The 13,033-nt window shown below is 67.1% G+C and carries 8 protein-coding genes; 6 read left to right on the top strand and 2 right to left on the bottom strand.

Annotated features, from left to right (window positions below):
- The first annotated feature begins 12 nt into the window (after positions 1-12).
- From QZL87_RS11705 to QZL87_RS11690, 4 genes are all read left to right on the top strand, one after another.
- Positions 13-1,053, top strand: a complete 1,041-nt coding sequence (locus QZL87_RS11705) for a DUF1611 domain-containing protein (RefSeq protein WP_295319534.1) — start codon at positions 13-15, stop codon at positions 1,051-1,053.
- 134 nt (positions 1,054-1,187) lie between these two features.
- Entirely contained in the window at positions 1,188-2,312 is a 1,125-nt protein-coding gene (locus QZL87_RS11700; RefSeq protein ID WP_295319531.1) for a hypothetical protein, read from the top strand.
- Entirely contained in the window at positions 2,309-3,880 is a 1,572-nt protein-coding gene (locus QZL87_RS11695) for a serine hydrolase (RefSeq protein ID WP_295319530.1), read from the top strand. The genes QZL87_RS11700 and QZL87_RS11695 overlap by 4 nt, the downstream gene beginning before the upstream one ends.
- Positions 3,877-5,058, top strand: a complete 1,182-nt coding sequence (locus tag QZL87_RS11690) for a dipeptidase (RefSeq protein WP_295319528.1) — start codon at positions 3,877-3,879, stop codon at positions 5,056-5,058. Before QZL87_RS11695 ends, QZL87_RS11690 begins: the two co-directional genes overlap by 4 nt.
- Positions 5,059-5,171: 113 nt before the next feature.
- On the opposite strand, the gene QZL87_RS11685 is transcribed toward QZL87_RS11690, so the two are convergent.
- On the bottom strand, positions 5,172-6,509 hold the full coding sequence (locus QZL87_RS11685) for a sigma-54 dependent transcriptional regulator (RefSeq protein WP_295319526.1): 1,338 nt from the start codon (positions 6,507-6,509) through the stop codon (positions 5,172-5,174).
- Entirely contained in the window at positions 6,506-8,302 is a 1,797-nt protein-coding gene (locus tag QZL87_RS11680; RefSeq protein ID WP_295319524.1) for an ATP-binding protein, read from the bottom strand. The genes QZL87_RS11685 and QZL87_RS11680 overlap by 4 nt, the downstream gene beginning before the upstream one ends.
- 219 nt (positions 8,303-8,521) lie before the next feature.
- On the opposite strand from QZL87_RS11680, the gene QZL87_RS11675 reads away from it, so the two are divergent.
- Both QZL87_RS11675 and QZL87_RS11670 read left to right on the top strand, forming a co-directional pair.
- The gene (locus tag QZL87_RS11675; protein ID WP_295319522.1) at positions 8,522-9,859 is read left to right on the top strand and encodes a dicarboxylate/amino acid:cation symporter; all 1,338 of its coding nucleotides are present in this window, start codon (positions 8,522-8,524) and stop codon (positions 9,857-9,859) included.
- A gap of 32 nt (positions 9,860-9,891) precedes the next feature.
- Entirely contained in the window at positions 9,892-13,008 is a 3,117-nt protein-coding gene (locus QZL87_RS11670) for a TonB-dependent receptor (RefSeq protein WP_295319520.1), read from the top strand.
- Positions 13,009-13,033 lie beyond the last annotated feature (25 nt).

Here is a 13,033-nt window from a genome sequence, read left to right as displayed (position 1 = left end):
GAGTTGGACAAGATGAACGCGCCCACCGGCAGACTGGCCGAAAGCCTGACCCTGCCGCAACCCTATCTGCTGTTCCTCGGCGACACGACCGAGGCGGGCTATGCGAAGACCGCCTTCGGCCTTGCCGACTGGGCGGCCGACCGCTGCGTCGGCGAATATGGGATCGGCGCCTGCTCGGTCAGCGCCGGCCTCCCGCGGTTGTCGCCCGCCGAGGCGCGCGGCGCGGGGGCGCGGTCGCTGGTGATCGGCGTCGCGAACCAGGGCGGCGTCATCGGCGATGCCTGGGTTGCGGTGCTCATCGAGGCGATGGAGGCGGGGCTCGACATCGTCAGCGGGCTCCACACCCGGCTGACGAGCATCCCCGCGCTCGTCGAGGCGGCGCGGCGCACCGGCCGGCGGCTGATCGACGTCCGCACCCCACCGCCGTCGATCCCGATCGCCACCGGGCGCAAGCGCAGCGGCAAGAGATTGCTGACGGTCGGCACCGATTGCGCGCTCGGCAAGAAATATACCGCGCTCGCGCTGCACCGCGCTTTCGTCGCGCGCGGGATCGACGCCGATTTCCGTGCGACGGGCCAGACGGGGATCATGATCGCGGGCGGCGGCATGCCGATGGACGCGGTGGTTTCGGATTTCGAGGCGGGGGCGGCCGAGGTGCTAAGCCCCGATGCGCCCGCCGATCACTGGGACCTGGTCGAGGGACAGGGATCGATCTTCAACCCCGCCTATGCCGCGGTGTCGCTCGGCTTGCTCCACGGCAGCCAGCCCGACGTCTTCGTCGTCTGTCACGATCCGGCGCGCAAGGTGATCCTCGGCATGGAAAGCTTTGCGCTGCCCAGCATTGAGGAGGTGATCGACCTGACGATCCGCCTCGGCAGCCGCACCAATCCCGCGATCCGCTGCGGCGGGGTCAGCCTCAACACCTCGGCTTACGACGGCGACGCGGCCGAGGCGCTGATGGCGGCCGAGCGGCAGCGCCTCGGCCTGCCGGTGACCGACCCGATCCGCGGGGGCGAGTCGTTCGACGCGCTCGTGGACAACATCCTTTCATGATGGCCCGTTTTTGTGCCCCTGCGAAGGCAGGGGCCCATCTCCAACCTTGGCGAAATCCGGCGAGCGGCTGTTGAGGACGATGGTCCAGATGATGGGCCCCTGCATTCGCAGGGGCACAAGCGAGGAAGTAACCGATGCCGTCCAATTCCAACTGGTTCCAGCGCTTCCTGCTGCCCGGTTTCGCGCTGAAGGCCGTCATCATCGGCGGCGGCTATGCCACGGGGCGCGAACTCGCCGAATATTTCGTGCCGTCGGGCCCATGGGGCGGGCTTGCCGCGATGCTGCTCGCGACGTGCATCTGGAGCGTCGTCGCCGCGCTGACCTTCGCGCTCGCGCGCAAGCTCGGAGCCTATGATTATCGCGCCTTCTTCGAAGGGTTGCTCGGCCCCGCGTGGATCGCGTTCGAGGTCGCCTATCTGATCTTCGTTGTCCTGATCCTCGCGGTGTTCGGCGCCGCTGCCGGGGCCATCGGCGCGGCAACCTTCGGCTGGCCCGAACTCGCGGGATCGGTGCTGCTGGCGCTCAGCATTCTCGGTTTCACCGCCTTCGGTACCGCGCTCGTCGAGACCTTGTTCAAATATGCCTCGATGCTGATCTATGCGGTCTACGCGCTGTTCCTCGTCTTTGCGCTCGCCAGCTTCGGCGAAATGATCGGGAACGGCTTCGCGAATGCGCCGCCGCCTTCGGGGAACTGGGTGGCGGGCGGCGTCACCTATGCGAGCTACAATATCGTCGGGGCCGTGGTCATCCTGCCCGTCCTCCGTCACCTGACGAGCCAGCGCGACGCGGTCGTCGCGGGGCTGATCGCGGGACCGCTGACGATGCTGCCCGCGATCCTCTTTTTTGTCGCGATGATGGCTTTTTATCCCGCGATCGGCGGCGAGACGCTGCCGTCCGATTTCCTGCTTCGCCAGATGGCGGTGCCGGGCTTTCATGTGCTGTTCCAGCTGATGATCTTCGCCGCGCTGCTCGAAAGCGGGGTCGGTGCGATCCATGCGATCAACGAGCGCGTGTCGGGCGTTGTCGTGGCGCGCGGCCGGCCGCCGCTCGGCACCGGCGCGCGCGCGGCGATCGGCGGCGCGGTGCTCGTCGGCTGCATGTTCGTCGCGGCGCGCGTCGGCCTCGTCGACCTGATCGCCAGCGGATACCGCTTCCTTGCCTGGCTGTTCCTCGCGACCTTCCTGCTGCCGCTCGTCACTCTCGGCACCTGGCGCCTGCTGCGCCCATCCACCGCTCCCCATATGGAGGCTTTGCCATGAAACGCTTGCTCGCTTTATTGCTGATGCTGTCGGTCGCCATGCCGGCATGGGCCGAACCGCCCGCCGACATCGGCGAAAGCGTCGAGGCGCTCCGCAAGAAGATCGGCGCGCCCGGCGTCTCGATCGCGATCGTCGAGGATGGCAAGACGACGCTGTCGCGCGGCTGGGGAGTGCGCAAGCTCGGCGAGCGCGCGCCCGTCGATGCGCAGACGATCTTCCAGACCGGATCGACCGGCAAGGCGATGACCGCCGCGGCGCTCGCGGTGCTGGTCGATGAGGGCAGGATCGCGTGGGATGATCCCGTCATCGAGCATATGCCGTGGTTCCGCATGTACGACCCGTGGGTCACGCGCGAGATCACGATCCGCGACCTGCTCGTCCACCGCAGCGGGCTCGGGCTCGGGCAGGGCGACCTGATGTTCGTGCCGCGCACGCACCTCACGCGCAAGCAGACGGTCGAGCGCGTCGCTTACCTCAAGCCGAAGACGAGTTTCCGCTCGGCCTTTGCCTATGACAATATCCTCTATGCCGTCGCCGGCCAGCTGATCGAGGAGGTCACCGGCCAGACGTGGGAGGATTTCATCCGCGCGCGCGTCCTGCGCGCCGGCGGCATGAAGAATGCGACGAGCGACAGCGAAGACCGCTTCCGCATCGCGAACCGGTCATGGCCGCACGCGCGGCTGTCGGGCCCCTTGCGCGGCCTCGGCCCGCAACAGGCGCTCGACGAACGCGACGAACTCGGCCGCAACGGCGCGCCCGCGGGCGGGCTGGCGCTCAGCGCCGACGATATGGCGGCGTGGCTCAAGATCCAGCTCGCGCACGGCGCGCTCCCCGACGGCAAGCGCCTGTTCAGCGAGGAGCAGGCCGCCGAGATGTGGACGCCGGTCACCCCGGTGCCGATCACCCCGCTGCCCTATGCGCTCAAACCCGCGCAGCCGACGCAGCAGGCCTATGCGCTTGGATGGAATGTGCAGGATTATCGCGGCCACCGCATCATCCAGCATGGCGGCGGGGTCTTCGGGTCGATCACGCGCGTCGTGATGATCCCCGACAAAAATGTCGGCTTCGCGATCATGATGAACAGCGAGGACAGCGGGATGCTCCTCGGGCTCACCTACGATCTTCTCGACCATTATCTCGATCAGCCCGACTATGGCTGGATTCAGAAATGGGAGGACTGGTATCAGGCGCGGCTCGCGGGTGGGGTCGAGTTTCTGAAACAGGCGAAGGCGTCGCCGGCGCAGAGCGGTCCCTCGCTCGCGCCGGCGCGCTACGCCGGGCGCTATCGCGATCCCTGGTATGGCGATGTCGTCGTGGGGGCGGACGCGAAGGGGCTGACGATCGATTTCACCTCGACGCCGCGGATGGCGGGGCGGCTCGATCATTGGCAATATGACAGCTTCGTCACCAAATTCGACGACCCGGCGATCGAGCCCGCCTATGTCACCTTCGCGCTCGACGCCGACGGCAAGGTGACGGGCGTGACGATGAAGGCGGTGAGCCAGATCGCCGACTTCAGCTGGGATTATCACGATCTCGACCTGAAGCCCGTGGAGGACAAGAAGTGAAGCCTATCGCGATCTTGCTGGCCGCAACCGCGCTTTCGGCCTGTTCATCGGGCGGCGACCAGCCGAAGACGGCGCCCGAGGCGCCGCTGCACAGCCGGATGCTCGTGCTCGACACCCATCTCGACACGCCGCTCCACTTCGAGCGTGCGGGTTGGAGCTTCGCCGATCGTCACGCGCTCGCGGACGATATGGCACAGCTCGACATTCCGCGGATGAAGGACGGCAATCTCGATGGCGGCTTTTTCGCCATCTATACCGAGCAAGGCCCGCTGACCGCCAAGGGCTATGCCGATGCGCTCGCCTTCGCCCGCAAACGATCGGACCTGATCGACAGCACCATCGCCAAATATCCCGATGCCATCGCTCCCGCGCGGACCGCCGCCGACGCGCTGCGGCTGAACAAGGAAGGCAAGCTCATCGCCTTCAAGTCGATGGAGAACAGTTATCCGCTCGGTGAGGATCTGTCGCTGCTGCAGGAGTTCTACAACAAGGGCCTGCGCCTCGCCGGGCCGGTGCATTCCAAGGACAATCAGTTCGCCGACAGCGCGACGGGCGCGGGGCGCTGGAAGGGGCTGAGCCCGCTCGGCAAGCAATGGGTGGCGGAGATGAACCGCCTCGGCATCGTCATCGACGCGAGCCATTCGTCCGACGCGGCGTTCGACCAGATTCTCGCGCTCTCCAAATACCCGATCCTGCTGTCGCACTCGAGTCTGCGCTCGGCCTTCGACCATCCGCGCAACCTCGACGAGGGGCGGTTGAAGGCGCTCGCGGCGAAGGGCGGGGCGATGTGCATCTCGACCATCTTCATGTCGGAGATGAAGATGTCGCCCGCGCGCGCCGAATTGTTCGGCAAATATGAGCGGATCGGGTCGTTGTCCGCCGCCGAGCAGGCCGACCTCAATCGCCAGTGGCGCGAACTCGACAAGAGCGAGAAACTATGGGCGGCCGATTTCGACGATTATATGAAGATGGTGTTGCGCGCGATCGAAGTCGGCGGGGTGGACCACATCTGCTTCGGCGCCGACTGGGACGGCGGTGGCGGCCTGCCCGGCATCGAGGATATTTCGGCGCTGCCCAAGGTCACCGAACGGCTGAAGGCCGCGGGCTATTCGGACGCCGACATCGAGAAGATGTGGAGCGGCAACATCCTTCGCATCCTCGCGGCGCAGGGCCGATAGAGAAACCACATTTCGTCATCCCGGCGAAGGCCGGGATCTCGACCTTGCCTTCTGACGCACCGGCGAGATCCCGGCCTTCGCCGGGATGACGATTCCGTCAGGAATGATCGCGATCAGCCCCGGAACCGCCTGGGATCGATCCCAAGCTTCGCCATCTTGTCATAAAGCGTCTTTCGCGGCACCCCCAGCCGCGCCATCGTCTCGGCGATATTTCCGCGCGTCTGCGCCAGCGTGTCCTCAATGATCGTCGCCTCGAACCGGCGCACGCGCTCGGCGAGCGGCGCGTCGGCGGGCATCGCGGCGCGGCCGGGGTCCGACGGCAGGTCGAGCACGACGCTATAGGCGAAATTCTTGAGCTCGCGGACATTACCCGGCCAATCATGCTCGACCAGGTGGCGGCGCACCGCATCGTCGATCCGAAAGCCCGCCAGCCCCATCTTGGCCGCGGCTTCGTCGAGGAAGAAGGCGAAGGTTTGCGGAATATCCGACCGCCGTTCGCGCAGCGGCGGGATGCGCAGTTTCACGACGTGCAGCCTATAGTAGAGATCCTCGCGGAAATCGCCGCTACGCACCGCGTCCATCAAATCGGTCTTGGTCGCCGCGACGACGCGCAGGTCGACGGGCTCGGGCGCGCTGGCGCCCAGCGGCTGCACTTCGCGCTCCTCGATCACGCGCAGCAGCTTCGCCTGCACCGCGCCGTGCATCGTGTCGATCTCGTCGAGGAACAGGGTCCCGCGATGCGCGCTGCGGATGCGCCCCGCTTGTCCCAGCTTGCCCGTCGCGCGGTCGATCAGGTCGCTGCCGAACAGTTCGGCCTCGGCCAGTTCCTGGGGCAGCGCGGCGCAATTGACCGCGACGAGCGAGGCGGCGCTGCGACGGCTCTGGCGGTGGAGCATATGCGCGACAAGCTCCTTGCCCGTCCCCGTCTCGCCCTCGATCAGCACGTCGATGTCGGCCTGCGCCAGCTGCGCGATCGTCTCGCGCAGCCGCACCATCGCCGGGCTTTCGCCGATCAGCGGGCTGTCGATCGCCGCCGCCGCGGCAGTCAGCCGCCGGTTGTCGAGGATCAGCGCGCGGTGCGCGAGCGCGCGGCGGACGACGCCCACCAGATGGTCGGCGGCAAAGGGCTTGGCGAGGAAGTCGAAGGCGCCGTCGTGCAGCGCCCGCACCGCCATCGCGACGTCGGCATGGCCGGTGATCAGCACGACCGGAATCTCGGGATCGATCGCGTGGATCGCCGCGCGCAGTTCGAGCCCGTCCATCCCCGGCATCCGGATGTCGGTGACGACGACGCCCGGAAAATCGGCGGCGATCCGCGGCAGCACGCTGTGCGCATCGGCAAAGGCCTCGGCCGCCAGCCCCGCAAGGTCGAGCGTCTGGACATTCGCCTCGCGCAGCGCCGCATCGTCGTCGACGAAATAGATGGTCTGCTCGGCGGTGAAGAAGTTCATGCGCGCCTCAGCGTCAGGCGGAAGCCCGCGCCGCCGAGCGGCGAGGGGATGAGCGTCAGCGCGCCGCCGAAGCCGCTCATGATGTCGCTGGCGATCGCCAGCCCCAGCCCGAGCCCGTCGGGCCGCCCGGTGACGAAAGGCGTGAACAGCTGCGGCACGATGTCGGAGGGAACGCCGGGGCCATTGTCGCAAATGTCGATCAGTACCGGCCCGTCGCCGTGCGCGCGGAGCGTGACGCGCGCGCCGTCGGTATCGCGCACCGCTTCGGCGGCATTCTGCAGCAGGTTGATCAGCACCTGCTCCAGCCGCACGCGGTCGGCATGGACCGCCACCGCCGGCTCTTCGATGCCCACGTCGAGCGCGACGCCCTGCGCGCGCAGCCGGTCGCCGATCAGCAGCAGCGTCCCGTCGATCGCCGATTGCAGCGGCACCGGGCCGAGCGGCCTTGGCGCGCGGCGCGCGAAATTGCGAAGCTCGCCGGTGATCGCGCCGACGCGCGCGGTCAGCTCGACGATATGGTCCAGATTGCCGCGCGCCTTGCCCGCCTGTTCGCGGTCGAGATAGGCGCGGGCGTTTTCGGCGAAGCTGCGGATCGCGGCGACCGGCTGGTTGATCTCGTGCGCGACGCCCGCGGTGATCTGCCCGATCGAGCCGAGCCGGCTCGCCTGCGCCAGTTCCTCGCGCGCGGCGCGATAGCGGCGGTCGGTTTCGGCCTGCCGCTCCGATGCCAGCCGCAATTCGTCGTTCGCGTCGCGCAGGTCGCGCGTGCGCGCCGCGACCTCGCGCTCGAGCGCCTCGTGCGCGGCTTGCCGCATCGTCTGCCGCTCGACGAGGCGGAGCAGTGTCACGATCGCCGCGCCGACCAGAATGAGCAGGATCAGGAAGATCACGCGCGCGGTCGCGCCGGCGCTGGCGCGCGCGGGTCCGGCGGGCTGGAGCAGGCGGAGCGTGCTGCCGGGGAGCGACACGCGCTCGTCGGCCTGACGGAAGGGATCGCCGCCGATGCGAAGGTCCCCGCCCGCGCGGTCGACCGGCAGCGGCGCCAGCCGCGCCTCGCCATAGCTGCGCGTCGCGCGCAGCCGCCGCTGCGCTTCGGGCGAGAGCGGCGCGAACGAGCGGAAGCGCCAGCGCGGATCGCTGCTCATCACGACGATTCCGGCAGCGTCGGTTACCAGCGTCGTCGCGGAGGAATCGGCCCAGCGCGCCTCGAGCTTGTCGAATTCGACCTTGAGCACGATCACGCCGAGCCGGCTCCCATCCACGGTGACGCGGCGCGCGAGATAGAGGCCCGGGCGCCCGCTCACCGTCCCGAGCGCGAAGAGTTCGGCCTCGCCGCGCTGCATCGCGCCCTGGAAATAGGGCCGGAAGCGGTAGTTCTGGCCGACGAAGCTCGTCGGCGCGCGCCAGTTGCTCGCCGCGATCGTCGTGCCGCCCGCGTCAAGGACATAGATCACCGCCGCGTCGGTGCGCGCCGCGAGCTGCTCGAGTTCGCGGTCGAGCCGGCGCGAGGCGGCGTCGCTCCTGTCGGCGAGCGCCGCGCGCACGTCGGGAAATTCGGTGAGGACGCGCGGCAGCAGGCGGAATTTCTGCAATTCGCTTTCGAGCAGGCTCGCATGGGCGCGCGCATTCTGGCGCGCCTCCAGATCGGCCTGCGCGCTCGCGCGATCGGCCGCCCATCGCGCGAGGCTGAAGCCCGCGACGAGCAGGATCGCCAAGCCGATCGCGGCGGCGACGAGCAGGCGCCGGCGGCCCGCTGGGGGCTGGGGCGACGGCGAATCGGGCGGATCAGTCATGTGCGGATTATTGCACAAATATTTGCAAACCTATGCGGAAAATCGCACAAAATCGGCGCCGCCCTCAACGGGCTGATCCATGAAAATAATATATTACAAATGCTTATGTAAAATCCGTCCCTTGTTTGACCCCCGTTCCGCCGCACCCCTAGAATCGCGGAAAGGCCGCCCGACGGCCGCAAGGGAGCGCCGACGGCGCAAAGACATGGGGAGAGGCTGGTGGCAGCCACGATCGATCTGACCGCGACACGCACGCCGCAAGCCCGGCCGTGGTGGACGCATCTCTATGTCCAGGTGCTCGGCGCGATCCTCGCGGGCGTGCTGCTCGGCCATTATTGGCCGTCGGTCGCGACCGAGTTCAAGCCGCTCGGCGACGGTTTCATCAAGCTCGTCAAGATGATCATTGCGCCGGTGATCTTCCTGACCGTCGCGACGGGCATCGCCTCGATCGGCGGCGAGACCAGGGCGCTCGGCCGCGTGGTCGGCAAGACCTTCGCCTATTTCCTCTTCTTCTCGACGCTCGCGCTGATTGTCGGGCTGGTGGTCGCCAATGTGATCCAGCCCGGCGCGGGGATGAACATCGACCCCGCGACGCTCGACGCCGGGGCGGTCGCGCAATATGAGGCCAAGGCGCACGAAGCGACGCTTACCGCCTTCCTGCTCGAAATCATTCCGACGACTTTCGTCTCGGCGCTGACCGAGGGATCGATCCTGCAGGCGCTGTTCGCCGCGATCCTCTTCGGCCTCGCGCTGTCGCATGCGGGCGAGCCGGGGCAGCAGGTGCTCGGCCTGCTCGAAAAGGTTTCGGTCGTCTTCTTCGGGCTCGTCGGCATGCTGATGAAATTCGCGCCGGTCGGCGCGTTCGGCGCGATGGCCTTCACGATCGGCCGCTATGGCGTCGAATCGCTCGCCAATCTCGGCATGCTGATCGCGACCTTCTACCTGACCTCGCTCTTCTTCGTGATCGTCGTCCTCGGCGCGGTCGCGCGGCTGTGCGGCTTCTCGATCTTCAGCCTGATCGCCTATCTCAAGGCCGAACTGCTGCTCGTGCTCGGCACCTCCTCGTCGGAGGCCGCCTTGCCCAGCCTCATCCAGAAGCTCGAACAGGCCGGGTGCGCGAAACCGATCGTCGGCCTCGTCGTGCCGACCGGCTACAGCTTCAACCTCGACGGCACCAACATCTACATGACGCTCGCGGCGCTGTTCATCGCGCAGGCGGTCGGCGTCGATCTCAGCTTGGGCGACCAGATCGCGCTGCTGCTCGTCGCGATGGTCAGCTCGAAGGGCGCGGCGGGGGTCACCGGCGCGGGCTTCATCACGCTCGCCGCGACGCTGTCGATCGTGCCGTCGGTGCCCGTTGCAGGCCTTGCGCTGATCCTCGGCATCGACCGCTTCATGAGCGAATGCCGCGCGCTCACCAATTTCATCGGCAATGCGCTCGCGGCGATCGTCGTCGCGGGGTGGGAAAAGGCGCTCGACCGCGACGCGCTCCACCGTGCGCTGGGGGGCGAGCCCGCGCCGCTCGCCGCGCAGCCGATCGAAACCGACGCCGATTGACCGGACAAAGACAAGATATGGGGAGTGAGACAATGACTATGACCAAAGCCCGCTGGGCCCGCCACAGCAGCCGCACCGCACTCGTGCTCGCCGGCATCGGCGCTTTCGCCGCCCCGCTCGCCGCGCAGGAAGCGCCCGCCGAGGCCGCCGCCGCGGTGGCGCCGGGCGAAGAGGCGATCGTCGTCACCGGCAGCCGCATCGCGCGCGAAACCTATGACACGCCGGCACCGGTGATCGGCGTTTCGTCCGAGGATCTGCTCGAATCGGGCGACAGCGAACTCAGCGAGACGCTCGCCGACCTGCCGCAGCTGTCCTCGACGACCAACGACGCGACGGTCACGGGCAACACGCAGAATTCGGGCCTCAGCTCGATCGAACTGCGCAGCCTCGGCTCGAACCGCACGCTCGTCCTCGTCGACGGCCGCCGCACCGTGTCGAACAGCGGCATTTCCAACCTCGTCAGCCTGTCGACGATCCCCAGCGATTTCATCGACCGGGTCGAGGTCATCACCGGCGGCACTTCGTCGGTCTATGGTTCGGACGCGGTCGCGGGCGTCGTCAACATCATCACCAAGAAGAACGAACGCGGCCTGACGCTGCGCGCGCGCGCCGGCCTCACCGCAGAGGGCGACGGGCAGGAACTGACGCTCGGCGCGACTTACGGGACGCGCTTCGCCGACGGCCGCGGCTATTTCCTCGTCAGCGGTACCTATGACCGCGATTGGGGCATCCGTGCGGTCGACCGCGAATGGGCGGTGCGGCCGGTCTCCTACGGCTATGATTTCGAAAACGGCATCAACGAGTTCGAGGGTGTCTATATCAACGAGAACGGGGCTCCCGCGAGTGGATCGCGCCCCGCGTCGGAATTTCCGCCGTTGATGATGAGCGACCTCAGCGTGTTCATTCCGGGCGGGGTCTTTTCGGGAGGAAATTCGCGGCGTGACCGCTTCTATCGGGGCGGCGAGCTCGTCCCGCTCGGTCCCGACGTCCAGACCGGAGAGCCGATCGACGTCGGCACCACCGACGACGGCAACACCGGCTATTTCCTTCCCAATCGCGACGGCTACAACCAGCGCACCGGCCGCTCGCTGATCCTCGCGCGCAAACGCTATCTCGGCGCGGCCAAGCTCGAATATGAATTTTCCGACGCGGTCGAAGCCTTCGCCCAGTTGCAATATTCGCGGATTACCTCAGGCGAAACGCGCGAGGCGGTCGGTATCGGCTGGGATTCGACCTATCCGCTGACCGATCCCGTCACCGGCATCACGACCGAGATCGAATATGGCAAAATCCCTTGTCTCCGCACCGGCGGCTGCAATCCCTTTGTCCCCGCCGAACTGCGCGGCAACGAGACACCATCGACCGGCGCGGGCATCGCATGGGACCGCCGCTTCGACGAGGTCGGCGGCCAGATCACCGAGAACAAGCGCGAGACGATCCGCAGCTGGGCCGGCCTGCGCGGCAAGATTTCGGACAGCTGGAACTGGGAAGCGAGCTTCGGTTACGGCCAGTACAAGCAGGACCAGTGGCGACGGAACGAGATCAACGGCGTCCATCTGACGCAGGCGCTTAACGCCGAAATGGGTCCGAACGGACCGCAATGCGCCGACGCCGACGCGCGCGCCGCGGGCTGCGTCGCGATCGACCTGTTCGGCGAGGGGGCGATCACGCCCGACATGGCGGCCTGGATCCGCGCCGACCTGCATCAGGAACTGACGATCCGTCAATATACCGGACAGGCGTTCGTCACCGGCGAACTGTTCCAGCTTCCTGCCGGCCCGGTCGGGGCCGCCTTCGGCATCGATTACCGCAAGGACAGCCAGGAACTCACCGGCGATCTCCTGTCGCAGACCGGCGGGACGACGGGCAATGCCGTGCCCAATTTCGGCGGCTCGATCCGCGCGCTGGAGGGCTATGGCGAAGTCAGCGTGCCGCTGCTCCGCGATGCGCCGGGCGCCTATCTGCTCAGCGTCGATGCCTCGGCGCGCGTCGCCGATTATAATATCGACCGGGTCGGCACGGTGTTTAGCTGGCGCGGCGGCGTGCAATATGCGCCGATCCCCGACATCCGCTTCCGCGCCCAATTCGCCCGCGCCCAGCGCGCGCCCGACATCGCCGAGCTTTATTCGCCGCCGCGCGGCAATTTCGAGGCGGCGAACGACCTCTGCGATGGCGTGACCCCGACCACCGCGGGACGCCTCGCCGCCAATTGCCGCCTCGATCCGGGTATCCAGGCGCTGTTCGCGCAGCAGGCGGCCGACAATGTGACGCAGCGTTATACGCAGGCGGGCAACAACCTCTACAGCCCCAACGGCGGCAATCTCGACCTCAAGGAGGAAACCGCCGACACGCTGACGCTCGGCGCCGTACTCGCGCCGCGTTTCGTGCCGGGGCTGACGATCGCGGTCGATTATTACGACATCCGCATCAAGGACGCGATCGACGCCTATTCGAACCGCGACATCCAGCTGCAATGCTACGACACCGACGTGCCGCAGGCCGACAACCCCTTCTGCGCCGACATCACGCGCAACGCGAACAACGGCCAGATCGTCGAGCTGGTCCAGCGGCAGGTCAATCTCGCGCGCTTCGACACGCAGGGGATCGACGTCGCCTTCAACTATCGCTTCCGCCTCGACGACGCGCTCGGCATCCCCGGCCGCTTCGACCTGCGCTACGACGGCACGCATGTGCTGAAGCAGAAGGTGCAGTTTCAGGGCGTCGACGGGACCGTCACCAACGACCTTGCGGGCGACCTTGCCGAAGGCAGCTTCAAATATCGCGCGCGCGGTTCGCTGAGCTGGAAGCTCGACAATTTCCGCATCCGCTGGACGACGACCTATTATGGCAAGATCAACGACAGCAATTCGCTCGCCGACCAATATGCCGCCCTGCTCGAAACCAATCCGAACGCCGAGGTGCCGGTCTTCCTCAACATCGGCGACGTGTGGGAACATGACCTGTTCCTGTCGTTCGACGTCGACAGCGGCGGCAAGGAATTCCGCCTCTATGGCGGGGTGAACAACCTGTTCAATTCGGTCAGCCCCTTCCTGCCGAGCGGCACCGAGAGCGGGCGCTTGACCAACCAGAACGGCGTCTATGATATTGCCGGCCGCCGCTTCTATGTCGGCGCGACGGTGAAATTCTGATGCGAAACCAAATGCAAAGAGCTTC

The sequence above is a fragment of the uncultured Sphingopyxis sp. genome (assembly GCF_900078365.1).
Lineage (GTDB): Bacteria > Pseudomonadota > Alphaproteobacteria > Sphingomonadales > Sphingomonadaceae > Sphingopyxis.
This window is presented reverse-complemented; position numbering and strand designations above follow the sequence as displayed.